This window comes from Pseudonocardia ailaonensis (assembly GCF_039531635.1).
In the GTDB taxonomy this organism is placed as follows: domain Bacteria; phylum Actinomycetota; class Actinomycetes; order Mycobacteriales; family Pseudonocardiaceae; genus Pseudonocardia; species Pseudonocardia ailaonensis.
Window position 1 is genome coordinate 507,086 of sequence record NZ_BAAAQK010000028.1, and the last position, 25,286, is coordinate 532,371.

Consider the following 25,286-nt stretch of genomic DNA (forward strand, 5'->3'; position numbering starts at 1 on the left):
TTCGCACTGCTGCGGGAGCCGCAGCGCCGGATCAGCTCAGGCTGACCTTGGCGCCAGCCTCCTCGAGCTTCGCCTTGGCGGCGTCGGCCGCCTCCTTGTTGACGCCCTCGAGGACGGCCTTGGGCGCCGCCTCGACGAGGTCCTTGGCCTCCTTGAGGCCCAGGCCCGAGACGAGCTCGCGGACGACCTTGATGACCTGGATCTTCTTGTCGCCGGCGGCGTCGAGGACGACGTTGAACTCGTCCTTCTCGGCCTCGGCCTCGGCCGGGGCACCACCGGCGGCGGGGCCGGCGGCGGCGATGGCGACCGGGGCGGCCGCGGTGACCTCGAAGGTCTCCTCGAACTTCTTCACGAAGTCGGAGAGCTCGATGAGGGTGAGCTCCTTGAACGCGTCGAGCAGCTCGTCAGCGGTGAGCTTCGCCATGATGGCGGTTCCTTTCGGGTAAGGGAGGGGGGTGCGGAGCTGCGATCAGCTCTCGGCGGGCGCGGAGTCGCCCTCGGCGGGCGCAGCAGCGCCCTCGGCGGCCAGCTTGTCGGCCAGGGCCTGCGCGAGACGCGCGACCTGCGACGCCGGGGCCTGGAACAGGCCGGCGGCCTTCGCCAGGTTGCCCTTCATGGCGCCGGCGAGCTTCGCCAGCAGGACCTCGCGGGACTCGAGATCGGCGAGCTTCTCGACCTCCGTGCTCGTGAGAGCACGGCCGTCCATGTAGCCGCCCTTGATCACCAGGCCCTTGTTGTCCTTGGCGAACTTCTTCAGCGCCTTGGCGGCGTCGACCGCCTCGCCGGTGACGAACGCGATCGCCGTCGGGCCGGCCAGGAGCTCGTCCAGGCCGTCGACGCCGGCATCCGCGGCCGCCCGCTTCACCAGGGTGTTCTTGGCGACGCGGAAGGTGGCGTTGTCCCCCAGGGAACGGCGGAGCTCCTTGAGCTGCGCCACGCTGAGGCCGCTGTACTCCGTGACCACCGAGGCGGACGCGCCCCGGAACCGGTCGGCGATCTCGTCGACCGCCTCGACCTTGTCGGGTCGTGCCATGTGATGCCTCCTCTCGGGTGTCGGGTGGACTCACCGACATCCGGTCCGGAGACGACGAACGCCCCGTGCGCAGGCACGGGGCGTGGTGGCGCGCGAGCGCGCTGCTACGACCTCGTCCTCCTGCGCGGGCCGCCCGGCGAGCCGGAACCTTCATGTCCTCCCTTGCGGGCGGACAGACCTGCGGTCTTCGGTGGAACCGTGGACCAGCATACGCACCCCGGCGGCGCCCCCGCCGCCGGGGTGCGCGGGCCCCGCGCTACTCCGGTGACCATGCCCCCATGCCCCCATGCCCCCATGCCCCCATGCCCCCATGCCCCCATGCCCCCGTGCCCCGGCCGGCGCTCCCCCATGATCGATCCGAGTGTGACGACGGCGCGCGCGTCCCCTCCACACCGCCACTCCCAGACCGATCACCGCGCGATGATCGGTGCGAGCGCGACACCACGGTCAGCGGAGTAGCAACGCTGTCCCTCCCGGAAGGATCACCGGGAAGATCCATCCGAGCGGGACCTCTGCGCGTCGCCCACCGGGGTCCGGTGACCCTCGCACCGATCTTGACGGAGTGATCGTTCCGAGAGTGACGGCGCTGTGGGCCGAGCAGCAGCACCGTCCCCGCCGGAACGATCACCCCTGATCCTTCCGGGCGGGGCCACAGAGTGCGCCACACCGCCCTCCGGTCACGCCCGGGGTGATCTCCGCGAGGTGATCGATCCGGGAGCGACAGGTCAGCTGGGTCGGCAGCACCACGGTCGCCCACGGAACGATCATGCGCTGTGGGACGGCGCTCGATTCGTCGCTCCGCGCGCTACGCGACGGTGCCGCTCCCCCGGCTACGCGACGGTGACGTCGGCGATCTTCCAGGAGCCGTCGACGAGCTGGCCGGTCACGGTGAGGCGGCCGGCGGCGGCGAGCTGGGTGCCCTGCTGGTCCGCGGCGGCGGCGCGGGTGGCCTGCTGGTCCAAGAAGACCAGGAGGACGGCCCGGTCGCCGGTGATCGACTCGACCGCGGACTGGGAGATCGTCGCGGAGACGACCGCCTGCTGCTGGGGCGCGAGCGTGCGGACCTCGCCGAAGAGCTGGTCGAACTGCTGCCCGAACGCCGGCGTGATCACCTTGCGGGCCGCGGCCTCGTTCTGGTCGAGGCGGGTGAAGTCGTAGGAGTAGACCGTCTTCACGGCGTCGCCGAGCTGCTGGGAGACCTGCGCGGTGGTCGCGACGTCCGTCAACGCGGTGTTCCGTGCCGCCGGGGTGTGTCGCATGCTCCACCAGCCGACGCCGCCGAGCACCGCCAGCGCGAGCAGCACGACGGTCGCGCCCGCGAGGATCATGGTGCCGCGCCTGGTCCTCGGGGGCTCGGGGAGGCGGAGGCGGCCCCGGGGGGCGCGCTCGGGGATCGCCCCCGATTCCACCGCATCGGCTGCCGCCCTCGCGGCCCGGCGCCGGGGGCGGCGGGAGCGGGAGCCGGTGGGGGTCGAGCCCCCAGGGGCGTCAGTGACGCCGGGCGTGCCGGAGCTGCCCGCGGAAGCCGCCTCCGTCTCACGGGCGTCCGTCGTGTCGATCGCCGCCGTGTCGCCCGCCGTCGTGTCGATCGCCGTCGTGTCGCCCGCCGTCGTGTCGCCCGCCGTCGTGTCGCCCGCCGTCGTGTCGCCCGCCGTCGTGTCGCCCGCCGTCGTGTCGATCGCCGTCGTGTCGATCGCCGTCGTGTCGATCGCCGTCGTGTCGGCGGGGGCGACCGGGTCGGCGACCGTTCCGGCGTCGGCGGCGGGGCGCGCCGAGGTCCCGCGGATGGCCGGGTCGGTGGCCGTCGTGCCGGGGGCTGCGGTGCCGGGCGCTGCGGTGCCGGGCGCTGCGGTGCCGGCGTCGGCCGGGGCGGCGGTGCCGGACCCGGTGGCCGAAACCGCCGCCGTGTCGGTCGGCTCCTCGCGGGCGGTGCTGCCGATCCGCGCCGCGGCGGTCCTGCCGATTCCCACGGCGCCGTTCGCAGCTGTGTCCGTCCCGGCAGTGGCGGAGTCGCCGGTCCCCGTCGACCGGGATGTGTGTTTCGGACTACGAGATCCGCCAATGACGGGCTCCGCCCGCGTGCCGACTCGCGCTCCCGGAAGTGCCGACTCGCGGGGGGTGGGGTCGGTCTCGGGGCGGGTGTCGCGGCCGCTCTCGGGGCGGGTGCCGGCGGCACCGGGGCGGCGGATGCCGGTGGAGCGGCGGCGGGTGGGAGTGGGGGGCTTCTGCGACACCGGGTTCGGGGACCCGGGCTTCTGCGGTGCCATGGTGACCTCCTGGGGGCGTGCGGTCGTGGCGGGGAAGGGAGTCAGCTGCCGGCGGTACCGGGGTCCCGGACGGGCGCGAGCTTGCTGACCTTCCAGGTGCCGTCGGCGCGCGTCATCTCCAGCTGGAGGCGCTGCCGGGTCGGGATGGGCTGCTGGCCGTCCGGGGTGACCTGCACGTCCACCCCGACCAGCACCCGGGCGACGCCGGACTGGTCGTTGAGCTCGCTCACCGCCGCGTCGGACACGGTGGCCGCGGTGGTCCGCTTCGCCTGCGCCACGAACTGCGCGTACTGGGCGCGGTTGGTGCGGAACTCGTCGAGCACGGAGCCGGTCGACACGGACTCCCAACGGTCGAGGCCGCCGTCGACGTCGTGCCAGTCCAGGGTGTTCAGGCTGATCGCGGACTGCCGGGCGGCGACGAGCACGTCGTCGCGTTCCTCGGCCAGCTTCCGGGAGCCGGACAGCAGCGTGGTCAGCCACAGGACACCGGCGACGATCGCCAGCACCAGGGCGGCGGCCGCGGCGATCTGCAGGGTGCGCGGCCCGCCGATCCGGCGGCGGGACGGCGCCGGATCGTCGGCCTCGGGGGTTCTGTCCGGGCTCTCCAGGGTGGTGGTCATCGGACCACTCCTTCCGGCCGTGGGGGCGCGGCCATCGGGGTCGGGTGCGGGGGTGGCATCGGTGTGCGGGCCGTCGGCGGGCGGGTCGACGCGTCGAGATGAACGTGAGCCGCCGGCGAGGCGCCGCGAACGCGGGCGAGGTTCCTCTCGGGGCGGGCGGGCGCCGGGCGCGCGACGGGACGGCGCCGGGCACGAGGAGCGGTGGGCCGGCAGCGACCACGAGGAGCGGTGGGCCGGCGTCGGCCACCAGGAGCGGTCGGCCGGCGACGGGTGAGAGGGGCGGCGGGGGTCACGCGAGGATCCCTGCGGGGGTGCCGAGCGGGAGCAGGCGCGGGGCGCCGGCCGCCGGGTCGTCGGATCCGGAGGGCAGGACCATGCGCGCGGACGGGTTGCCCGTCGCGCCCGGCGTCGCCCGCGGGGTGGTCGAGTTCGGGGCCGCGGGGGCGTTCTGCGCGCCGCGGACGTCCGTGGGGCTGCCCTTCGGCTCCGCGCAGTAGGCCTGCGAGTTCACCGGCGTCTCGGCGAACTCGTTCCCGGCCCGGTGCGGCGTGCCCTCGTAGCCGGCGACGCACGGGAAGGGATCGAAGACGTTGAGCGCCAGCCCGAGGTGCGCGGTCCCGTCGTTGGGCACCGCGGTGTACGCGCTGGCGAGCACACCCGGGTAGGTCACGAGCAGCTGCTCCAGGTTGGACTGCCGCGGCTCGGCGATCCGGGAGACGGTGAGCAGGTTCGCCACCGTCGTCGACAGTCCGCTGCCGCTCTCCCGCAGCAGGCCCTGGATCTGGGTCGCCGCGCCCGGCGCGTTGGCGATCACCGCGCGCAGGTCCGGGTCCGAGCTCTTGAGCTGCTCCGCGAGCAGCCGCAGGCTCGAGCTGAAGTCCGCGAACTGTCCGGCCACCTGGTTCTGCGTGGTCAGCACGGTGCGCCCGTCGGCGAGCAGCGCCGTGGTCTGCGGCAGGGCGTCCGTGGCCGCCTTCGAGAACTCGTCCGTGGTGTCGAGCAGCTTCTGCAAGGGCAGCGCGGAGTTCGCGAAGCCCTTGCCGAGCTCGTCGACGACCGTCCGCAGGCTGTCCAGCGGCACCGAGCGGACGAAGCCGTCGAGGCTCGTCACCACCTGGTCCACCTGCACCGGCGTGCTCACCCGGGACACCGGGATGACCGAGCCCGCGGCCAGGTCCGGCCCGGTCGCGCTCGCCGGCTGCAGGTCGACGTACTGCTCGCCGATCGCCGACAGGTTCCGGACGGCGGCGGTGAGGTCCGACGGGATGACCGGTGCGCTCTTGTCGATGTCCAGCCGGACGTCGACGCCGTCCTTCGTGAGCGTCAGCGGTCCGACCCGCCCGACGCTCACGCCGCGGTAGGTCACGTCCGCGCCGGTGAAGATGCCGCCGGAGTCGGCGAGCTGCATCGTCACCGGGTAGGTGGTGGCGCCGAAGACCGTGCCGAGGTTGGCGTACCGGAAGCCGGTGTAGCCCACCCCGAGCACGGTCACCACGAGCAGCGCCAGGAGCTGCAGCCGGATGGTCCTGGTGATCACCTGCCACCTCCGAGGAGCCCGCCGAGCAGGCCGCCGCCACCCTGCGGCTGGCTGCCGTCGGGCGGGGTGGGGCTGATGGGCCGGCCGCTGCCGTCCGTGGCGGGCGGTGGGACCGGGGTGGCGGTCGGCGGGTCCTGCGACGGCGGGTTGGCCGTGCCGTTGCCCAGGGTCGTCGGGACCGGGCCGAGCAGCGGGATCTGCGGGGCGTTCGCGTTGCCGCCGAGCAGCGGGGCGAGCAGCTGCGCGGTGGGCGGCAGGCCCTTGACCAGGTCCGGGCTGATGATCCCCTGCTGGCTGCGCAGCGCGTTGTCGAAGACGTTCTTGAGGTCGAGGTCGGCCTTCACGTAGAGGTTCGCGTAGTCGCCGGCGAAGGCGTCCGTGGCCGCGTCCGTGAACGGGAAGCTGCCGAGGAGCTGCAGCGAGTCCGGCAGGTCCTGCCCGGACTCGGCGAGCTTCGACAGCGTCGGCTGCAAGGCCTTGAGGTCGGCGAGGACGTCGTCGCGGCTGCGGTTCACCGTGTCCGTCGCGGTGCCGGAGAGCCGGTCGAGCGACCGCAGCATGTCGACGAGCTGGCCGCGCTGGCTCTCCAGCTCCGCGAGGCCGGGCCCGAGGTTGTCCAGCGCGTTCGCGATCTGGGGCCGCCGGTCGTTCAGCGTGGCGGAGAGGCGGTTGATGGCGTCGAGGGCGCGGGTGATCTCGCCCTTCTTGTCGTCCAGGGCCCCGACCAGGGTGTTCAGGTTGTCGAGCAGCGAGCGGACCTGCGGCTCGCGGCCGTCGAGGGCCTTGTTGAGCTCGGTGGAGATGGTCTTGATCTGGGCCACGCCGCCGCCGTTGAGCAGCATGGACAGCGCACCGAAGACCTCCTCGACCTCCACCGCGCGCCCGGCCCGCGAGATCGGGATGGTGGCGCCGTTCGCGAGGGTGCCGGTCCCTCCTTGGGCCGGAGCGGCGAGGTCGACGAACTTCTCCCCCAGCAGGCTCGTGGTGCGCACCCGGGCCTCGGTGTTGGCGGGCAGCCGCACGTCCCGGTTCACCGCGACCGTGACGCGGGCGTTCCAGGTCGTCGGGTCGACGTCGATGGAGCAGACCGTGCCGACGCTGACGTCCGCCACCTTGACCAGGGACTGCGGCACGAGATCCACGACGTCCGGGAACTCGATGGTGATGTCGTAGGGGTCCGATCCCAGGTCGGCGCCACCGGGCAGGTCGACGCCGCGCAGGCCGCCGGAGAAGACACCGCAGCCGCCCAGCAGGAAGGTCGCCGTCACCAGGGCGGCAGCCAGTCGGGCGCGCCTCACGAGCCACCTCCGAAGATCTTCGAGAGCAGCCCGCCGCCGGAGTCCTGCTGCGGGGCGGGGGCGGGAGCGCTGGTCGGGGCGGGCGCCGGCGCCACCGGGTTCGGGACGGTGAGCGGTGTGGAGGGCGCCCCCGGGATGGTCGGGAGCGCCAGGCCCGCGACCGGCGGGGTCTTGCCCTGCTGCAGCGAGCTGATCAGCTGGGCCGGGCTCGGCAACGCGGACAGCGGCGGGAGCGTGTTGCAGGTGCTCGCGATCTGCTTGAGCGCGTCCGGCGCGCCCGTCTTGAGAAGGTCGCAGACCAGGTAGATCGGCGGCTGCGAGAGCTCGTTGAAGTTCGCGCGGGTGTCGAGGGTGCCGGAGCTGCCGTTGTAGGTGTTGGCCAGGTTGCTGATGCCCACCGGCGCCGCGTCGAGGATCTCGCGCAGGGCGTCCTGCTGGTTCACCAGCGTCTGGGTGACGTCCGCGAGCCGGTCGACGTTGGAATGGATCCCGTCGCGGTTCTCCCGGACGAAGGTGTCGACGTCGGCCAGGGCCTGCGCCAGGTCGGTCAGCGCCCCGCCGAGCTGGCCGCGCTCGTCGGCAAGGAAGCCGGTCACGTCGGCGACCCGGCCGTTGAACTCGCGGACCTTCGCGTCGTCGTCGGCAATCGTCTTCGTGAACTTCTGCAGCTCGGTGACGGTGCCGAAGAGGTCGTCGGACGAGCCGGCGAGCGTCCCGGACAGGTCGCCGAGGTTGCGGATCGTGTCGCCCAGCTGCTGGCCGTTGCCGTCGAGGTTCTGCGCGCCGACGTCGAGGGCCCGGGAGACCGCGCCCTGGGAGTTGGCGCCGTTCGGGCCGAGTGCGGTGGAGAGGTCGGTGGCGGCCTTGGCCAGGTCGTCGACGCCGAGCGGGACGGCCGTGCGCTCGAGCGGGATGGTCGCGCCCGTGGCCATCTCCGGGGCACCTTCGGCGACGGTCGGGAAGAGCTGCACGTACCGGCCGGTGACCAGGCTCGGGGAGACGACGGCGGCCTTGGCGTCCGGCGCCAGGTGCACGTCCGGGTCCGTGATCCGCATGTCCACCCGGACCCGCGAGCCCTCCGGCGTGATCGAGGAAATCGTCCCGACAGGGACGCCGAGCACGCGGACGTCGTTGTCCTCGAACAGCGCCGAGGTGTTGGTGAAGTAGGCGGTGAGCGTGCGCCCGCCGCCCTTGCCGACCAGCCAGATGCCGCTGGCGAGCAGCACCGCGACGATCGCCACCAGCGCGACGACCTGCAGGTGCTTCCTGTCCTGAGCCCAGCCCTGATGGTCGGACCCCGACGAGCGAGTCCTCCGCGAACCCATCAGCAGCCTCCCGGGTTCAGCGGGCCGATGCTCGGCGTGGGCAGCAGGCCGCAGATGTAGTTGTCGAACCAGCGGCCGTTGCCGACCGAGTTGGAGAACAGCCGCACGAAGACGGCCTCGTTCTTCAGCGTGCTCTCGATGTCGTCCTGGTGGCGCTGCAGGAGCGCGGTGACCCGGTCGAGCGTGGCGAGCGTCGGGGCGAGCTGCTCCCGGTTGTCCGCGACCAGGCCGGAGAGCTGCTGGGACAGCAGCCGGGTGCCCGAGAGCAGGTTGTCGATCGCCGTCTTGCGGTCCTGCAGCTCCTGCAGCAGCAGGTTGCCGTCGGAGAGGAGCGTGTCGAAGTCGCCGCGGCGGTCCGCGAGGATCGTCGAGAGCTGCCGCGTGCCGGCGAGCAGGCTGCGGATCTGGTCGTCCCGGCTGGAGATCGTGGTGGACAGCCGGGAGAGGCCGTCGAGGGTGCCGCGGACGTCGTCCGGAGTGTCGGAGAAGGTGTCCGACAGCGTGTTCAGGCTGGTCGCGAGCTGCTTCGTGTCGATCTGGTCGATCGTGCCGGTGAGCCCGTTGAAGGCCTCGACGACGTCGAACGGCGACACCGTGCGGTCCCGCGGGATCGGGTCGGAGGCCTTGAGTTCCTGGTCGCCCTGCGGGTCCAGGGCCAGGTACTTCGAGCCGAGCAGGGTCGCGATCTCGATGGAGGCCGAGGTGCGGTCGCCGAGCCAGGCGTCGCTCACCCGGAACGCGACCTCCACGTGGTCTCCGGCCAGCTTCACGGACGTCACCCGGCCGACCTCCACGCCGGCCACGGTCACCCGGTCGTCGCTCTGCAGGCCTGCGGCCTCGGAGAACTCGGCGCGGTAGGTCGCTCCGCCGAAGATCGACGGCGCCTGGAACGCGACGACGGCGACCACGGCGATGAGCACCAGGCCGACGGTGGCGAGCAGGACGGGACGGCGGAGCATCAGCGGTTCCCTCCCGTCAGGGGCGCGAAGATCGGGAGCGCCGGGGCGCCGGCCGGGGCGTTCGTGACCGCCTTCAGCGCCGGCGGGATGCCCGGCAGCAGCGGCGACGGCTGTCCCTGCACGCCGTCGGGGTCCGGGCCGCAGCGCGGGGCGTCGAACTTGACCAGCGGGATCGTCTGCGCCGGGACCAGGTTCCCCACGCCCACCGAGCCCGACAGCCCGCAGAGGTAGAACTGGAACCAGCTGCCGTAGCTCGCCGCCCGGCTGATCTTGTTCAGCTTGTACGGCGCGAAGCTCAGCAGGGTGTCCAGGGTCGGGCCGGCCTGGTCGAGCTGCCCGGCGAGGTCGCCGAGGGACTTGATGTCCGCCTGCAGGTCCGGGCGGCCCTGCTGGACCAGGCTCCCCGTCGTCTGCGTCAGGTCCCCGATGGAGGCGATGGCCTGCCCGATCGGCTTGCGGTCCTGCGCCAGCCCGCTCACGAGCTGCTGGAGCGAGGTGATGAGCTGGTTGAGGTTGTCGTCGTGCTGGTTCACCGTCTGCAGCACCGAGTTGAGGTTGTCGATCACCTGGCCGATGACCTGGTCGCGGTCGGCGATGGTGCCGGTGAGCGAGGCCGTGCTGGCGAGCAGCTGGTCCACCGTGCCGCCCTCGCCCTGCAGGGTCGAGACGATCTCCTGCGACAGCTTGTTCACCTGCTGCGGGTCGAGCCCGGTGAACAGTGGTTGGAAACCGTTGAACAGGGTCGTCAGGTTCAGCGGGGGCGTCGTCTGGGCGACGGGCAGGGTGCCGCCCTCGGGGAGCCGGCCCCCTCCTCCGGTGCCCTGGCCGAGCGAGAGGAAGCGCTGGCCGATGAGGTTCTTGTAGAGGATCGCGGCGGTGGCCGACTGCGGGACCTGCAGGTTCGAGTCGACCGCGAAGGTCACGAGCGCCTGGCGCCGGTCCACGATCTCGATCTTGTCGACGGAGCCGACGACGACCCCGGCGATCCGGACGTCGTCGCCCTTGAGCAGGCCGTTCGCGTCGGTGAAGCGGGCGGAGTACTCGACCTTGTCGCCGCCCTGACTGTTCGCGATCGTCAGGCCGAGGACGGTCGTCGCCATGGCGGTGACCAGCGCGAACACCAGGAACTTGACGAGCGGGCCGACCGGGAGCTGCCTCATACGAACTTCACCTCCGCCCCGCGGTAGAGGGGCCCGACGAGCATCGAGCCCCACTGGGGAGCGGGCTCGCCGGTGCGCGCGGTGACGAGCTCGGCGATCTGCTGCTGCTCCCCCGGCGAGTTCGTGATGCCCATGTCGGTCGACTGGAAAGCCGCCGGCTTCACGGAACCGCGCGCCGTCGGCGTCCAGGTCTGCTGGCCGCGGTAGCTGCCGTAGGTGTCCACGCCGAACGACTGCGGGTTGCCCTGCGGGGTGCCGATCGGCGCGGGGGTGGCCGTCGAGCCGTCCTTGAACGGGCCGTCCGGCGGGTACTGCGGGCCCGGGTTGATCAGCGGGTAGCAGCGCGGGCCGCGGTCGTCGCGGAACTCCGGCTCGTCGCCGGGCACGTACTTGCCCTTGTTGGTGACGATCTCCAGCGTGATGTGCACGCCCGGCTCGTTCGTGCCCTTGCCGAACACCTGGTCCAGGTACGGGATCAGGCCCGTGGCCTGCGTGAAGAAGCAGGGGAACTCGGGCGCGTACCGGGCCGCGGTCTCCAGCGTGGGGCGCGAGGATGCGGCCAGCCCGATCAGGTTCTGCTTGTTGGCGTCGAGGAAGGCCCGCAGGTCGTCCGACGCGCCGGTGAGGGTGCCGTAGACGTCGCGGAGGTCCTGGGCCTGGTCGACGATGGTGCGGCTGGTCGTCGTCAGGTCGTCGAGGGCCGAGAGCAGGTCGGGCGCGGAGTTCGACAGGTTCTCGGAGAAGTCCGCGAGCTGCGTGATGTCGGCCTGCAGGTCCGGGATCGCCGGCTTCAGGCCGCCGGTCAGCGTGTTCAGCTGCTCGAGGGTGCGGCCGAGCTGGTCGCCGCGGCCCTGCAGGCCCTGCGACAGCGAGCCGAGCGTCATCGCGAGGTCCTGCGGCTTCACGGCCTGCAGGAGCGGCAGGAGATCGTCGAGCACCCGCTCGACCTCGATACCGGCGACGCTGCGGTCCTCGGTGATGGTGTCGTTCGACGCCAGCTTCACGGTGCCGGGCTGCGCGGGCGGCACCAGCGACACGTACTTCTCGCCGAACAGCGTCTTGGGCAGCAGCCGGGCCGTGACGTCGGCCGGGATCATGCCGACCTTGTCCGGGTCGAGGGAGAGCTCGATGGTCGCGCCGTCACCCGTCGTGCTGACCTGCTTCACGGAGCCGACGATCAGGCCGCGGATCTTGACGTCCGCCTTGTCCGACAGCTGCAGGCCGATCCGGTCCACCTTCAGCGTCACGGGGACGCCGGAGCGGAACGCGCCCGCGTACTGGGCCACCGCCAGGCCCAGCAGCAGCGCGATGACCAGGACGAACACCACGCCCAGGCTCGCCTTGCGCGCGCTCGTCATCCGGCCACCCGCACGCTCGTGTCCGTCCCGAAGAGGACCAGCGTCAGGAAGAAGTCGAGGATCGCGGTGCTCACGATGGACAGCCGCACCGCCCGGCCCACCGCCACACCGACGCCGGCCGGTCCCCCGCGAGCGTGGTAGCCGTAGTGGCAGTGGATCAGGATGACCACCGTCGCGAAGATGATCACTTTCAGATAGCTGGCCAGGATGTCGCTGACCGGCAGGAAGAGATCGAAGTAGTGGTCGTACGTGCCGCCCGGGAGCCCGTTGATCACCGTGACGTTGATGCGGGCCGCGGCGAAGCTCGCCAGCAGGCCGATCGTGTACATCGGGATGACGGCGACGATCCCGGCCAGCACCCGCGTCGTCACCAGGAAGGGGACGGACGGCACGGCCATGACCTCCAGCGCGTCGACCTCCTCGGAGATCCGCATGGCACCGAGCTGGGCGGTGAAGCCGGCACCCAGGGTCGCGGTCAGCGCGGACGCGGCGACGAGCGGCGCGATGTCGCGGGTGGTGAAGTAGGCGGTGATGAAGCCGGTCAGGGCCTCGACGCCGAGCGAGTCGAGCGCGCGGAAGCCCTGCAGGCCGACCAGCGAGCCGACGAACAGCGACAGCGCGGCCATCACGCCGGCGGTCCCGAGGATGACGATCAGGGCACCGGAGCCGAAGCTGACCTCGGCCAGCAGCCGGGCGATCTCCTTCGGGTAGCGACGCAGGGTGCGCGGGATCCAGGCGATCGCGCGGGCGTAGAGCGAGAGCTGCTCGCCGAGCTCCTCGAGCTGCGCGACCGGTCGTCGCGCCAGGGTCCGCATGCTCATGTCAGATGCCCTTCGGCGGGACGAGCTCGAGGTACAGGGCCGTGAGCACGAGGTTGATGAAGAAGACCAGCACGAACGAGATGACGACGGACTGGTTCACCGCGTCGCCCACGCCCTTCGCCCCGGGGGGCGGGTTGAGCCCGCGGTAGGCCGCCACGACACCGGCCGTGAAACCGAAGAGCGCAGCCTTGATCTCGCTCACCAGGATGTCGCTGACCTGCGCGATCGAGCTGAAGCTCGCGACGTACGCCCCGGGCGTCCCACCCTGGATGATCACGTTGAAGAAGTAGCCGCCGGACACGCCGACCACCGTCGCCAACCCGTTCAGCACCACCGCGGTGGTCGCCATCGCGAGCACCCGCGGCACCACCAGACGCTGGATCGGCGAGATGCCGAGCACCTCCATCGCCGCGATCTCCTCGCGGATGGTGCGCGCCCCGAGATCCGCACAGACCGCGCTGCCGCCCGCACCCGAGATGAGCAGGGCGGTGACGATCGGCGCCGCCTGCTGCACGATCGCGAGCACCGAGCCCGCACCCGTCTGGCTCTGCGCGCCGAACTGCTGGGTCAGCGACGCCAGCAGCAGGGCGATCGTGGCCCCGAACGGGATGGTGAACAGCGCCGTGGGCAGCGCCGAGACCTTCGTGACGAACCAGGTCTGCTCGATGTACTCGGACAGCTGGAACGGGCGCCGGAAGGTCTGGCGGACGATGTCGACACCCAGCCCGAACATCTTCCCGACCGGGGTCAGGGCTCGGGTGACGGGGCTGGGGCCGGCCTGGGGAGCGGACATCACAAACCTCTGTCGTGAGTGGCGATAGTCGCTCCGGCGACTATCGCCACTCACGGGGGTCGGGGTGGGGAGCAGGTTCGCCGGTCCTGGGGAGATCGGCGACGGGGCGCGGTGGTCGGGTCGTCGGGGTCGGTGCGTCGGGGCTAGGGGAAGCGGTGCCGGCCGGGGCCGGCGGTCGGGCCGGACGGCGGGCGGGGCCCGGGGCCGTCGGTGACCCGGGGGATGCTCTGGGTCGGGGCGTCGTCGGGGGCGGTGCCGGACGCAGGTGCCGGGGCGTTAGTGGAGCCCGGGGCGTTCGGGGAGGCCGGGGCGTTCGGGGAGGCCGGGGCGGTCGGGGCTGCGCCGGCGGGGGGCCGGCCGTACGGGGAGGCGCCGGTCGCCTGTGCCCGGCCCCGGGGGGCCGCCTCGGCCTGGGAACGGCGGATCGCCTCCTGCGCGGCGGGCGGGAGGGTGTGCATCATGTCCTCGACCCGGCGCTGCCGGCGGCCGACCGCCTTGCGCTCCGGGAGGCCCGCCGTCGCCTCGAGCTGGGGCTTCATCGGGGGCAGCCCCTCGAGCTCCCCCGACCCGTCCAGCTCCGCCATCTCGCGCCGGGCCTGGGCGGTGTCCTTCTCCTCGGACATCCCGATGGGGCCCTGCCGGCGGCCGTTGAGGAACTGGGCGACGACCGGGTCGTCGCTGGTCAGGAGCACCTCGCGCGGGCCGAACATGGCCAGGTGCTTGCGGTAGAGCATCCCGATGTTGTCCGGGACGGTCTGCGCCGTGTTGATGTCGTGCGTGACGATCAGGAACGTCGCGTCCGTCTGGGCGTTCAGGTCGATGATCAGCTGGTTCAGGTAGGCCGTGCGCACCGGGTCGAGGCCGGAGTCCGGCTCGTCGAACAGGATGATCTCGGGATCGAGCACCAGCGCCCGGGCCAGCCCGGCCCGCTTGCGCATGCCGCCGGAGATCTCGCCGGGCAGCTTCGACTCGTCGCCCTTGAGCCCGACCATGTCCATCTTCTCGGCGACGATGTCGCGGATCTCGGACTCGGGCTTGCGCGTGTGCTCGCGCAGCGGGAAGGCGATGTTGTCGTAGAGGTTCATCGAGCCGAAGAGCGCGCCGTCCTGGAAGAGGACCCCGAAGAGCTTGCGGATCTCGTAGAGCTTCGACTCCTTGCACCGCACGAGGTCGGTGTCGTGGATGACGATGGAGCCCTTCTCCGGCTTGAGCAGCCCGATCAGCGACTTCAGGAACACCGACTTGCCCGTGCCGGAGGGGCCGAGGAGCACGCTGACCTCACCCGGCGGGAGCGTCAGCGTGACGTCCGACCAGATGTTCGCGCGGCCGAAGGACTTGGTCAGTCCGTCGACCTTCACCTCCACACCGGGCACGCCGCCTCCTTTGGCTCCTCGGGCACCTCGCGCGCCGCGTCCCGGCGGAGCGCGTAGTGGTCCTGTTCCGTCCAACGACGCGACGCCGGACCGGTTACTCGGCGGTATTCGGGGTGGCGCCACAGCTCGGCCGGGTTGCTGAGAGCGCCCGCGACGGTGCGTGATTCCAGGTCAGCCCATCGTGAGCGTGTGCGCGCGCAACAGATCTCGGTGTCCGAGTGCGCTACTCCGACCGGCCCCATACCGGTACAACCGGCCTCTCAGGTTCCGGATGGAGTGACGGGCTCCGATATCACCCGATCGGAGTACGCGACCGGGCAGCCGCGGGGAAAGGTCCCGAGCTCCTTCACGACGAAGCCGGCCGGGTAGCTCCGGATCTGCGGGAGGTCCCTCGCGTACTTCGGCGCGGTGCGCACGCGCATCGCCTTCACGACCCGGCCACGGGCCTTCAGCGCCGCGCGGGACAGCGCCACGAACCAGCGGGGCGGGGTCGCGTAGCGGAAGGCCTCGCGCAGGTGGGCGTCCATCAGGGACCGCGAGAAGGCGTTGATCAACGCCTTCGGGGCCTTGTCGTTCGGCGGGAACGTGCAGAGGAGGTCCAGCGTGGAGTCCGCGACCGCGCGGCCGCCCTCGTCGAACGCGAAGTGCGCGTGCTCGTAGGCGTCGTGGACCTCGCAGAACTCCTGCCAGGTCGCGGGGATGTCCGTGATGCCCATGTGCCGGCCGAGGACGCGGTAGTAGTTCGCGCTCGCGACCTTCTCGGTCTCGGAGAAGGGACGCCAGCCGTAGGCGTCCATCCAGCGGATCGGGCTCGCGACGAACGTGCACAGCGTGTACCGCATGTCGTCGTTCGAGATGGGGTAGCTGCCGTGCATCTGGTTCATCCGGCGCACGCCGTCGAGCCCGGTGCCGGAGAAGCCGTGCTCGAGGACGGCCTCGAGGATCAGCCCGGTGTCGTCGTAGCGCTTCTGCACGCGCTCGGTGAACTCGCCGGTCTCGGCCAGGAGCCTGCCGATCGTCGGCACCGCGTAGGTACGGAACAGGGCGAAGGACAGGGCCTGGTTGATGTCCCAGGGGAACTCGTACCAGGACATGAGCTGGTAGATCTCGAGGAAGTCGGTCTCCGGGTCCAGGGCCTCGATCTCCTGGAGCCGCGCATACCGGGAGCTCGTCACGCGACTGCCAGCTCCTTCTCGTCCTCGGCGTGGAAACGCTCCTCGAGTGCCTCCGGCGAGGCGTCGACGTCGATCACGGCGAGGTCGGCGCCGCGGGCGGACTCGATCGCGCCGAGCCTGCGGCCCAGCTTGTCCATCGCGTACTCGGCCATCTCCGAGATGTCGACGCCGAACGGGGGCTCCTGTCCTTCGTACTTCTCGAACGTCGCCGTCACCACTCCCATCGCCGGCACGAGGAGCTCCTGCATCCGCTCGTCCACGGCGTCGAACATCGCGTCGTCGGCGGCGACGTGGCGGCGGCAGGTGAAGGTGCCCCAGGCCATGTGGCGGCGCTCGTCGTCGCCGATGTGCTTGATCACCTGCTGCATGCCGGGCAGGATCCCGCGGCTCGTGCACACCTTCTGCCAGGCGAAGTAGCCGGTCAGGGCCAGGGTGCCCTCGACGATGTGGTTGTAGGTCACCGAGGCGCGGATCTGGTTGAGCGGGCTCGGGTCGTGGGCGAGCGCGTACAGCGAGTCCGGGAGCGCCTTGGTGAAGATCTCCATGTAGGCGTCGTTGAACTCGATGAACTCGTGCAGGTCGCCGGTCATCCCGACGGCGTCGAACCAGAGCCGGAAGGCCTGGGTGTGCTTGGCCTCCTCGTACACGAACTGGGTCAGGTACATCTCGTCCGCGAAGCGGCCCTCGGCGGCCATCGCGGCCACGAAGGGCTGCAGGTCCTGGGTCACCGACTCCTCGCCGGCGAGGAACTGGGCGGCGAGCGCGCAGGTCCACCAGCGCTCGTCGTCGGTCATGGCGGCGAAGTCCGCGGCGTCCTGGCGGAAGTCGATCGCCGCGGGGTTCCAGTGCTTCGCGTTGCCCTTGACGAACAGCCGCATCGGGAAGGAGTCCTGCTTCACGCCGCCCGCGCTGAGACTCGCGAATCCCTGGCGCTTTCCGTGCTCGATCACTCCGGGCCCCCTTGCCCTTCAGAAACGGATCAGGCCGCGGATGTTCCGCCCGGCCCGCATGTCCTCGTAACCCTCGTTCACCTGGTCGAGGGTGTACTCCTTGGTGATCAGCTCCCGGAGCTTGATCTGCCCGAGGTTGTGCATCTCGAGGATCCGGGGCACGTCGTGCTGGCCGTTGGAGCTGCCGAACAGGGCGCCGCGGATCTGCTTCTCGTAGAGCGTCAGCTCCAGCAGGGACAGGCTCGCCGTCTCCTGCTCGGCCTTGCCCAGGGCCGTGACGACCACCCGGCCCCGCTTGCCCACGAGCTGCAGCGCCGGCTGCAGGTCGTCGCCCTCGGCCACGCCGGTGGTGAGGATCGCGGCCTCGGCGAGCTGCCCGCGGGTGAGCTCGGAGACGACCGACCAGGCGTCGTCGATGCTGGCCGCGACGTGCGTGGCACCCAGCTCCAGGGCCTTCTCCCGCTTGAACTCCACGGGATCCACGGCGATCACGTACCGGCAGCCGGCCAGCTTCGCGCCCTGCACGGCGTTGGCCCCGATCCCCCCGATCCCGATCACGACGGCGGTGTCCCCGGCCCGGAGGTCGGCCGTGCGGACCGCGGAGCCGAAGCCGGTGGTCACGCCGCACCCGACGAGCGCGGCGAGATCGAGCGGGAAGCCCTCGTCGATTTTCACCACGGACTTCACCGGGACCACGGTGTGCTGCGCGAAGGTCCCGAGCAGGCACATCTGCCCGACGTCCTCGCCGCGCGCGTGCACCCGGTAGGTCCCGTCGAGCTGCGGGCCGAGCGTGGCGCCGGCGCCGTCGTCGCAGAGGGAGGTCATGCCGCGCACGCAGTAGGAACACCGCCCGCAGCTGGGCAGGAACGTCATGACGACCGGATCGCCGACCGCGACCTCGGCGACGCCGGGCCCCGTCTGCAGCACCCGGCCGGCGCCCTCGTGCCCGCCGACCATGGGGTAGGCGACGGGCAGGTCGCCGGTGACGAGGTGCTCGTCGGAGTGGCAGAGCCCGGAGGCGGCCAGCTCGACCAGCACCTCCCCGGGGCCGGGGGGATCGAGCTCGACCTCCTCGACCTCCCACTTGCCGCCCTGCTCCCACAGCACCGCTGCTCGGGTCCTCATGGCAGCGAATCATGACCCACGTCACGCGGCCCGCACACCGGACCACCCGGACCGGGCGTGTCCCCCGCGTGCCACACGACCACCCCGCGAGTCGGCACTGTCGGTCGCGCGAGTCGGCACAGTCGGTCGCGCGAGTCGGCACTTTCGGGAGGCCGAATGTCACGCTCACGACGTCGTCAGCGTGTGTTTCGGCCTACGGAAAGTGCCGACTCGCGGGTTTTAGGCGGGGCCGAGGGGGAGGGTGAGGTGGGCGGTGAGGCCGCCTTCCTCGCGGGCCGCGAGGGTCAGCTCGCCGTTCATGGCGCCGACCAGTGCCTCCACGATCCACAGGCCGAGGCCTGCGGTGCCACGGCGCTCCCCCAGGGCCACGCCCTTCGCCGTCACCAGGCCCTCCTGGCCCGGGGGCAGGCCGGGGCCGCGGTCGCGGACCTCGGCGGTGAGGACGCCGTCGGTGTGGGACAGCGCGAGCTCGACGGGTTCGTCACCGCTGTGCCGCGCGGCGTTCTCGGCGAGGTTGGTGAGCACGCGGCGCAGGCGCTGGGGATCGCAGAGCACGGCGGCGTCCGGTGGGGTGACCGTGATCCGGCGGCGGCCCGGGGAGACCGCGGCGGCGTCGAGGACCGCCTCGGCCAGCTCGGCGAGCACCACCCGGCGATCGGTGACGACGCCGAGCGGGCTGCCGTCCCGGACGGCGAGGTCGGCGAGGCCCTCCAACATGTCCCGCAGGTGCACGGCGTGTTCGGCGAGCAGCCGGGTCGCGGTCCCGGACGCCTCCGGGGAGAGCCGGCCCGCGGCGAGGTCGCGGGTCAGGGCGGTGAGCGAGGCGACGGGCGTCCGGAACTCGTGCAGGACGACCCGGACCCCGTCGAGCCGGGCCTGCTGCGCCGCGACGAGCCGGGCCCGGAGCCGGCGCTCGAGCAGCAGCGTCTCGTGCTCGGCGGCGGCGCGAGCCCGGGAGTCCGCGGCGGCCTGGAGCTGACGTTCGAGCATCCGCACCAGCACCCCGACCAGGACCGCGGCGGCCACGAGGAACCCGCTCCACCAGGCGCCGGAGAGCAGGCGCTGCGACACCGGGACGTCCGGATCGGACCCGAGCAGCGCGGCGACGGTGTACCCGATGCCCAGCCCGAGCGCCCCGAGCCTGCCGAGGACCGCCCCGCTGCGCAGCGACATCGCGATCGCCACCAGCGGCAGGACCGCGACCATGATCGAGTCCGCGCCGCCGGTGAGTCCACAGGCGACGACGATCAGCACTCCGTCGACCACGGTGAGCACGGCGGGCCGGACGGGCAGCGTCCACTCCGCCCATTCCGTGATCACCAGGACGGCGGCGTACAGCGCGGTCCCCGCGACGATCGCCCACACCACGGCGGGCCGGCCGCGGGCCAGCTCCGGGCCGATGAGCAGGGCGAGCCCGACGGCGGCGACCACCGCCGCACGGATCACCACGGCCGCGCGCTCCTCGGCCGAGTCCGAGCGCCGCGTCCACGGCCCGTACACCGGATCCACGCGCGGCAGCGTAGCCACGATCACCGGGAGTGGAGGAAACGTCCGCCCGGCGAGCGCCCCCCTCCACCCGCGACGATCACCGCCTAGGCTGCGCTCCGTGTCGGAAGGGCCTCACACCGTCGTCATCGTGGACGATCACGCCTTGTTCGCCCAAGGCCTGGCCCTGTTGCTGGAGTCCCGGGCCGGGGACTCGTTCCGGGTCGCGGGGTCCGCGACGGCCGGCGAGGAGGCGGTCGCGCTCGTCGGGAAGAACCGGGCGGACATCGCCGTCGTCGATCTCGCGCTGCCGCCGCTCGGCGGGGTGGAGACGATCCGGCGGATCCGGGCCGCCTACCCCGCGACGAAGATCCTCGCCCTGTCCGGCACCGAGGACCTCGAGCTCGCGGCGGCCGCGCTGCGCGCCGGTGCCGACGGCTACCTCGGCAAGTCCGCCGATCCCGAAGTACTGGTGGCGCCGCTGCTCTCGCTGATGGCGGGCGTGCGGGTGGTGCGCGGCGAGCTGCTCGACGCCCTGCTGACGGCGGCGAACCGGCCGGCCCGCACCGCGGACGGTCTCGTCGACCGGCTCTCGCCCCGGGACGTCGAACTCTGGTTGTTGCTGGCCAAGGGCCTGGAGACCAGCGAGATCTCGAAGCCGCTGCTGGTCAGCGAGCGCACGGCGAAACGGATGATCGCCTCGCTGCTGCACCGGCTGGGCGTCGGGAACCGGATCGAGGCCGCTGCCCTCGCCGGCCGCTGCGGGCTCCTCGACGAGAACCCGCTGACCTGACCCTCGGGGGTCACCCGTGGCCCGTCCGGGGAATCGCCGCGGTGGCCCGGACGGGCCAGACTGCTCCCCACCCGAGGAGAAGGAGCTGCGACGTGGCGTTCCAGAACGAGGCCGAGGTGTACGAGTACCTGGGTGGCGTCTTCCGGCTGGGCATGGAGGACGCCGAGCTGGTCGAGAAGCTGAAGCCCTCGGGTGTGGTCCTGCGGATCACCTACACCGAGCCGGACGCGGTGCTGACCGTCGACATGCCGAACTCGGAGATCTTCGAGGGCGCGGGCAACGGACCGGCACCCAACGTCGAGCTGTTCATGTCGGCGGACACCGGCAACCGGTTCTGGCTGGGCAAGGTCGTGCTCCCGGTGGCCCTGGCCAAGGGACAGGTCCGCGCGAAGGGGCCGGTGGCGAAGCTGCTCAAGGTGCTGCCGCTGGCCAAGGGCCTGTTCGGGCCGTACCGGGGCATGCTCGAGGAGAAGGGCCGCACCGACCTGCTCGCCGCGTGACCGAGAGGCCCGGCCAAGCCTGATGGGGTGAGTAGGCACGCCCGATCGGACGTGTGCGGCGATACTCCGTCCGGAGGAGGTGCGCCGTGGACACGATCGCGCTCGAGGTCCGGATGTGGACGCCGCTGCGAGGCCGGCTGCACGACTTCACCACCGTGGTGTGCGACGCCCCGGATCCCGCGCCCCGCGACACCGACGAGTGGCACCGCTGGGCGGTGGCGCATCTCGAGGAGGTCGCGCCGCGCGACGGCTGGCAGCCGGGCCGCTACCACTACCGCGCCGAGATCCGGGACGAGGCGGAACGAGTCGAGACCGTCCTCTCCCAGGACCACTGGCAGTACGACGGCACTATGGCTCCATAACGCGCCCCAGAGGCTCCCGAAGGCGCGTTATGGTTCCATAACGCGCTCCAGGGGCCCCTGAACGGGCGTTATGGCTCCATAACGCGTTTCCTGACCGCGGACCTCAGGCGCTTCACGTCGCCCCAGGGGGTGGCGGTGTAGCGCGGCTTCGCGGTGTAGGAGCGGCTGTCGGCGCCGTAGCGCGGCGCCAGCAGCGCGATGAGGATCAGGACGGCGAGGAGGATCGTGGCTGTCATACCTCAATTCTGGCAAGATTGGCCTCCTTCTCCATAGCCAATTTCACGGAGGTGGCCTGATGGCCCCCGTCACCCGACGGATCGGCGGCGCCAGCTTCGCCCGGCTCCTCGGATCGTGGCGCCCGCCGGACCAGCGCGGCCTCGCCGAGGCGCTCACCGAACGGATCCGGCTCCTCGTCCTCGACGGCCGGCTCCCCCTCGGCACCCGGGTGCCGGCCGAGCGCGAGCTGGCCGCCGCGCTCGACGTCAGCCGGACGACCGTCGCGGCCGCCTACGAGCAGCTGCGCGAGGGCGCCTACCTGGAGAGCCGCCGCGGTTCGGGCAGCTGGACGCGGGTGCCGGGCACCGCGGATCCCCACGTCGCCGACACGCCGTTCTCCCCACTGGTCGGCGGCGGGCTCACCGATCTCGCGCACGCCGCGCTCCCCGCCCCCACGGACGCGATCCGCTGCGCCGCCGCGGCCGCCGTCGGCGATCTCGACGGACACCTCGCGGGCCACGGCTACACGCTCGCCGGGCTGCCCGTGCTGCGCGAGGCCCTCGCCCGCCGCTTCACCGAGCGCGGGCTGCCGACCTCACCCGAGCAGATCCTCGTGACCTCGGGCGCCCAGCACGCGATCGCGCTGGTCCTGACCCTGCTGGCCGATCCGGGTGATCGCGTGCTCGTCGAGCACCCGACCTACCCCAACGCGCTCGACGCCATCCGGGGCCGGGGCGCCCGGCCGGTCCCGGTGCCCCTGACGGCGGAGGGCTGGGACCTCGAGCTACTGACGACGGCGGTGCGCGACGCGGCGCCGTCGCTGTCCTACCTGGTCCCGGACTTCCACAACCCCACCGGCGCGGTCATGGACCCGGCGACGCGGGCCGGGGTCGTCGAGCTCGCGCGGCGGACCCGCACGCCGCTGATCGTCGACGAGACGCTCACCGAGCTGAGCCTCGACGTCCCGGCCCCGGTGCCGGTCGCCGTGCACGCTCCCGACTCGCCGCTGGTGATCACGATCGGCTCGGCCAGCAAGGTGTTCTGGGGCGGCCTGCGGATCGGCTGGATCCGCAGCTCCGCCGCGCTCGTGCACCGGCTCGCGGCGCTTCGCCCGTCGATCGACCTGGGCGGCGCGGTGCTCGACCAGCTCGTCACGGCCCGGCTCGTCGACGACATCGAGACGATCGCCGCCCAGCGGCAGGCCTCGATGCGGCTGGCGCGGGCGGACCTGAAGGAGCGGCTGGCGCGGACCTTCCCGCAGTGGCGGCCCAACGACCCGACGGGCGGGCTGAGCCTGTGGGTGGATCTGGGCGAACCCGTGTCCAGTCGGCTCGCCGGGGCCGCCCGCCGGCACGACGTGCTGCTCGCCGCCGGTCCGCGCTTCGGCGTCGACGGCGCCTTCGAGCGGTACCTTCGGGTGCCCTACACGCTGCGCCCGGAGCAGGTCGCGACCGCGCTGGAGCGGCTGGCGGCGGCCTGGCACGGTCTCGGCACCCACCCGGAGATCGGCGGGGAGCAGGGAGGCGCGGATCACGTCGCCGTCGCCTGACGCGGGGCCGCGCCCGTACAGTATCGAACGATCGATCATCGAGGAGGACCTGTAGTGGGTGAACGCAGCGGACCGCTCGCCGGCGTGCGCGTCGTGGAGCTGGCCGGCATCGGGCCCGGCCCGCACGCGGCGATGATCCTGGCCGACCTGGGCGCCGAGGTCGTCCGGATCGACCGGCCCGGAGGGCTGCAGCTCGGGGACCCCGACGTCGATCCGACACTGCGGGGCCGCCGCCGCATCGCCGCCGACCTGAAGAGCGCCGAGGGCCGCGAGACCGTGTTGCGGCTCGCCGAGAAGGCGGACGTGCTGCTGGAGGGCTACCGCCCCGGCGTCACCGAACGGCTCGGCGTGGGGCCGGACGAGTGCCTGGCCCGCAACCCGCGGCTGATCTACGGCCGGATGACCGGCTGGGGGCAGCAGGGCCCGATGGCCTCGCAGGTCGGCCACGACATCAACTACATCTCGCTGACCGGCGCCCTGCATGCGATCGGCCGCGGCGGCGGGGAGCGCCCGGTGCCCCCGCTGAACCTGGTCGGGGACTTCGGCGGCGGCTCGATGCTGCTGGTCATCGGTGTGCTCGCCGCACTGTTCGAGTCGCGCGGCTCGGGCGAGGGCCAGGTGGTCGACGCGGCGATGGTCGACGGCACGAGCATCCTCGTGCAGATGATCTGGTCGATGCTGGGGCAGAAGCTCTGGCGCGACGAGCCGGCCACCAACCTGCTCGACGGGCACGCGCCCTTCTACGACACCTACACCTGCGCGGACGGGCGGTTCGTGGCGGTCGGCGCGATCGAGCGGCAGTTCTACGCGGCCCTGCTGAAGGGCCTGGAGATCGACCCCGCCGACCTGCCCCCGCAGATGGACCAGGCCGCCTGGCCGCAGACCAAGGCCCGGTTCATCGAGATCTTCGCGAGCCGCACCCGCGACGAGTGGGTGGCGGTCTTCGACGGCACGGACGCCTGCGTCACACCGGTGCTGACCTTCGCCGAGGCGGCCGAGCACCCGCACCTGGCCGAGCGGCAGACCATCGTGGAGCGCGACGGGCTGACCCAGGCCGCCCCCGCCCCACGCTTCTCCCGCACCGGCACACAGCTGCTCGGGGCACCGAGCCCGGTCGAGCCCGTCGACCAGGTCCTCGCCGACTGGTCCTGACCTCGCAGGGTTCCGCCGGCACCGACGGTGGAGCGTCCGCGGGCGTCGCAGATGTGTGTTTCGGGCTCCCGAAAGTGCCGACTCGCGGGTTTTCGGGGCGAGAATGACGGAACCCCTCCCGGGATGCCCGGGAGGGGTTCGTCGTGACGCGGGGGCGGATCAGACCGCCGGCTCGTCCACCAGCAGGTTGCGGGTGCGGTTCGGGTCGACCGGGATGCCCGGGCCCGACGTCGTCGAGACGGTGATCTTCTTGATGTAGCGGCCCTTGGCGGCCGACGGCTTGGCCCGCAGGATCTCGTCGAGCGCGGCGCCGTAGTTCTCCACCAGCTTCTCGGTGTCGAACGAGGCCTTGCCGATGACGAGGTGCAGGTTGGCCTGCTTGTCGACCCGGAAGTTGATCTTGCCGCCCTTGATGTCGGCGACGGCGCGGGTCACGTCCGGGGTGACGGTGCCGGTCTTCGGGTTCGGCATCAGGCCACGCGGGCCCAGGATGCGCGCGATCCGGCCGACCTTGGCCATCTGGTCCGGGGTGGCGATGGCGGCGTCGAAGTCCAGCCAGCCGCCCTGGATCCGCTCGATCAGGTCCTCGGCACCGACGACGTCGGCACCCGCGGCCTCGGCCTCGGTGGCCTTGTCACCGACGGCGAAGACGATGACCCGGGCGGTCTTACCGGTCCCGTGGGGCAGGTTCACGGTCCCGCGGACCATCTGGTCCGCCTTGCGGGGGTCGACACCCAGCCGCATGGCGACCTCGACGGTCGCGTCCATCTTGGTGCTCGAGGTCTCCTTGGCCAGCGTGGCGGCCTCGAGGGGCGAGTACAGGTTGTCGCGGTCGATCTTGGCCGCGGCCTGCTCGTAGATCTTGCTGCGCTTTGCCATTCTTCTGTCCTCTTCGGGTCAGTCCGTGGTGCGAGCCGCGCCCGGCTCTCCCACGCGTACCGGGTTACTTGACCGTGATGCCCATCGACCGGGCGGTCCCGGCGATGATCTTCGCGGCGGCGTCGATGTCGTTGGCGTTGAGGTCGCGCAGCTTGGTCTGCGCGATCTCCCGCACCTGGTCCCAGGTCACCGTGGCGACCTTCTTGGTGTGCGGCTCGCCGGAGCCCTTCTCCACACCGGCCGCCTTGAGCAGCAGCCGCGCGGCGGGCGGGGTCTTGAGCTCGAAGGTGAACGAGCGGTCCTCGTACACGGAGATCTCGACCGGCACCACGTCACCGCGCTGGGCCTCGGTGGCGGCGTTGTACGCCTTGCAGAACTCCATGATGTTGACGCCGTGCTGACCGAGCGCGGGGCCGACCGGCGGCGCCGGCGTGGCCGCTCCGGCCTTGATCTGGAGCTTGATGATCGCGGAGAGCTTCCGCTTCTTGGGTGGCATTTCTTGTCCTCGTTGATCGACTCACCCGGGACGGACCTGCCCCGCCCGGGAAGTGCGGGT

Annotated in this window: 25 protein-coding genes; 5 read left to right on the top strand and 20 right to left on the bottom strand. The window is 72.1% G+C overall.

From position 1 onward, the window contains the following. Nucleotides 1-31: 31 nt before the first annotated feature. The 17 genes from rplL to ABD324_RS34900 all read right to left on the bottom strand — a co-directional run bounded on the left by rplL (nt 32) and on the right by ABD324_RS34900 (nt 19,303). Nucleotides 32-424 carry a 50S ribosomal protein L7/L12 gene (gene rplL / locus ABD324_RS34820; RefSeq protein WP_344427319.1) on the bottom strand — a complete coding sequence of 131 codons (393 nt, stop codon included), beginning with the start codon at nt 422-424 and terminating at the stop codon, nt 32-34. Nucleotides 425-469: 45 nt separating this feature from the next. After that, nucleotides 470-1,033 (bottom strand): 50S ribosomal protein L10, encoded by a 564-nt coding sequence (gene rplJ, locus ABD324_RS34825; RefSeq protein ID WP_344427322.1) that lies wholly within the window; start codon nt 1,031-1,033, stop codon nt 470-472. Between the two features lie 830 nt (nt 1,034-1,863). Continuing rightward, nucleotides 1,864-3,003, bottom strand: coding sequence for a hypothetical protein (locus tag ABD324_RS34830; protein ID WP_344427325.1), 1,140 nt, complete (start codon nt 3,001-3,003; stop codon nt 1,864-1,866). Nucleotides 3,004-3,341: 338 nt separating this feature from the next. Further along, nucleotides 3,342-3,920 (bottom strand): hypothetical protein, encoded by a 579-nt coding sequence (locus tag ABD324_RS34835; RefSeq protein ID WP_344427328.1) that lies wholly within the window; start codon nt 3,918-3,920, stop codon nt 3,342-3,344. A gap of 289 nt (nt 3,921-4,209) precedes the next feature. Continuing rightward, entirely contained in the window at nt 4,210-5,457 is a 1,248-nt protein-coding gene (locus ABD324_RS34840) for an MCE family protein (protein ID WP_344427331.1), read from the bottom strand. After that, nucleotides 5,454-6,755, bottom strand: coding sequence for an MCE family protein (locus tag ABD324_RS34845; RefSeq protein WP_344427334.1), 1,302 nt, complete (start codon nt 6,753-6,755; stop codon nt 5,454-5,456). The genes ABD324_RS34840 and ABD324_RS34845 overlap by 4 nt, the downstream gene beginning before the upstream one ends. Continuing rightward, a complete protein-coding gene (locus tag ABD324_RS34850) occupies nt 6,752-8,080 on the bottom strand; it encodes an MCE family protein (RefSeq protein ID WP_344427336.1) in 1,329 nt (442 codons plus the stop codon). The genes ABD324_RS34845 and ABD324_RS34850 overlap by 4 nt, the downstream gene beginning before the upstream one ends. After that, nucleotides 8,080-9,039 carry an MCE family protein gene (locus ABD324_RS34855; protein ID WP_344427339.1) on the bottom strand — a complete coding sequence of 320 codons (960 nt, stop codon included), beginning with the start codon at nt 9,037-9,039 and terminating at the stop codon, nt 8,080-8,082. The genes ABD324_RS34850 and ABD324_RS34855 overlap by 1 nt, the downstream gene beginning before the upstream one ends. Further along, nucleotides 9,039-10,199 carry an MCE family protein gene (locus ABD324_RS34860; RefSeq protein ID WP_344427341.1) on the bottom strand — a complete coding sequence of 387 codons (1,161 nt, stop codon included), beginning with the start codon at nt 10,197-10,199 and terminating at the stop codon, nt 9,039-9,041. Before ABD324_RS34860 ends, ABD324_RS34855 begins: the two co-directional genes overlap by 1 nt. Beyond that, a complete protein-coding gene (locus ABD324_RS34865) occupies nt 10,196-11,557 on the bottom strand; it encodes an MCE family protein (protein ID WP_344427344.1) in 1,362 nt (453 codons plus the stop codon). The genes ABD324_RS34860 and ABD324_RS34865 overlap by 4 nt, the downstream gene beginning before the upstream one ends. Beyond that, complete coding sequence (locus ABD324_RS34870; RefSeq protein WP_344427347.1) at nt 11,554-12,378, bottom strand: MlaE family ABC transporter permease; 825 nt, start codon at nt 12,376-12,378, stop codon at nt 11,554-11,556. Before ABD324_RS34870 ends, ABD324_RS34865 begins: the two co-directional genes overlap by 4 nt. A 1-nt stretch (nt 12,379) precedes the next feature. Next, nucleotides 12,380-13,171 carry an MlaE family ABC transporter permease gene (locus tag ABD324_RS34875; RefSeq protein WP_344427349.1) on the bottom strand — a complete coding sequence of 264 codons (792 nt, stop codon included), beginning with the start codon at nt 13,169-13,171 and terminating at the stop codon, nt 12,380-12,382. A gap of 143 nt (nt 13,172-13,314) precedes the next feature. Next, entirely contained in the window at nt 13,315-14,544 is a 1,230-nt protein-coding gene (locus ABD324_RS34880) for an ABC transporter ATP-binding protein (RefSeq protein ID WP_344427351.1), read from the bottom strand. A gap of 260 nt (nt 14,545-14,804) precedes the next feature. Next, nucleotides 14,805-15,719 carry an oxygenase MpaB family protein gene (locus tag ABD324_RS34885; protein ID WP_344427352.1) on the bottom strand — a complete coding sequence of 305 codons (915 nt, stop codon included), beginning with the start codon at nt 15,717-15,719 and terminating at the stop codon, nt 14,805-14,807. Beyond that, nucleotides 15,716-16,669, bottom strand: a complete 954-nt coding sequence (locus ABD324_RS34890) for a R2-like ligand-binding oxidase (RefSeq protein ID WP_344427354.1) — start codon at nt 16,667-16,669, stop codon at nt 15,716-15,718. Before ABD324_RS34890 ends, ABD324_RS34885 begins: the two co-directional genes overlap by 4 nt. An 18-nt stretch (nt 16,670-16,687) precedes the next feature. Continuing rightward, nucleotides 16,688-17,794: an NDMA-dependent alcohol dehydrogenase gene (locus tag ABD324_RS34895; protein ID WP_344427356.1), complete on the bottom strand. Its 1,107-nt coding sequence runs from the start codon at nt 17,792-17,794 to the stop codon at nt 16,688-16,690. A 219-nt stretch (nt 17,795-18,013) separates the two neighbouring features. Beyond that, complete coding sequence (locus ABD324_RS34900; protein ID WP_344427359.1) at nt 18,014-19,303, bottom strand: sensor histidine kinase; 1,290 nt, start codon at nt 19,301-19,303, stop codon at nt 18,014-18,016. 127 nt (nt 19,304-19,430) lie between these two features. Here ABD324_RS34900 and ABD324_RS34905 point away from each other — a divergent pair, with 127 nt between their 5' ends. From ABD324_RS34905 to ABD324_RS34915, 3 genes are all read left to right on the top strand, one after another. After that, the gene (locus ABD324_RS34905) at nt 19,431-20,072 is read left to right on the top strand and encodes a response regulator (RefSeq protein WP_344427362.1); all 642 of its coding nucleotides are present in this window, start codon (nt 19,431-19,433) and stop codon (nt 20,070-20,072) included. Between the two features lie 92 nt (nt 20,073-20,164). Then, on the top strand, nt 20,165-20,572 hold the full coding sequence (locus tag ABD324_RS34910; RefSeq protein ID WP_344427365.1) for a sterol carrier protein: 408 nt from the start codon (nt 20,165-20,167) through the stop codon (nt 20,570-20,572). Between the two features lie 86 nt (nt 20,573-20,658). After that, nucleotides 20,659-20,934, top strand: coding sequence for a hypothetical protein (locus ABD324_RS34915; RefSeq protein ID WP_344427367.1), 276 nt, complete (start codon nt 20,659-20,661; stop codon nt 20,932-20,934). 68 nt (nt 20,935-21,002) lie between these two features. Here the strand turns inward: ABD324_RS34915 and ABD324_RS34920 are convergent, their stop codons facing one another. Then, a complete protein-coding gene (locus ABD324_RS34920) occupies nt 21,003-21,170 on the bottom strand; it encodes a hypothetical protein (protein WP_344427370.1) in 168 nt (55 codons plus the stop codon). A 59-nt stretch (nt 21,171-21,229) separates the two neighbouring features. Between ABD324_RS34920 and yczR the strand changes: the two genes are divergently transcribed. Continuing rightward, complete coding sequence (gene yczR / locus ABD324_RS34925; RefSeq protein ID WP_344427372.1) at nt 21,230-22,699, top strand: MocR-like transcription factor YczR; 1,470 nt, start codon at nt 21,230-21,232, stop codon at nt 22,697-22,699. Between the two features lie 54 nt (nt 22,700-22,753). Then, the gene (locus ABD324_RS34930; protein ID WP_344427375.1) at nt 22,754-23,851 is read left to right on the top strand and encodes a CaiB/BaiF CoA transferase family protein; all 1,098 of its coding nucleotides are present in this window, start codon (nt 22,754-22,756) and stop codon (nt 23,849-23,851) included. Between the two features lie 159 nt (nt 23,852-24,010). Here ABD324_RS34930 and rplA read toward each other — a convergent pair whose 3' ends face one another. Both rplA and rplK read right to left on the bottom strand, forming a co-directional pair. Then, nucleotides 24,011-24,730 (bottom strand): 50S ribosomal protein L1, encoded by a 720-nt coding sequence (rplA, locus tag ABD324_RS34935; RefSeq protein ID WP_344427378.1) that lies wholly within the window; start codon nt 24,728-24,730, stop codon nt 24,011-24,013. 64 nt (nt 24,731-24,794) lie between these two features. After that, nucleotides 24,795-25,226, bottom strand: a complete 432-nt coding sequence (gene rplK, locus ABD324_RS34940) for a 50S ribosomal protein L11 (RefSeq protein ID WP_344427381.1) — start codon at nt 25,224-25,226, stop codon at nt 24,795-24,797. Between the last annotated feature and the right edge of the window lie 60 nt (nt 25,227-25,286).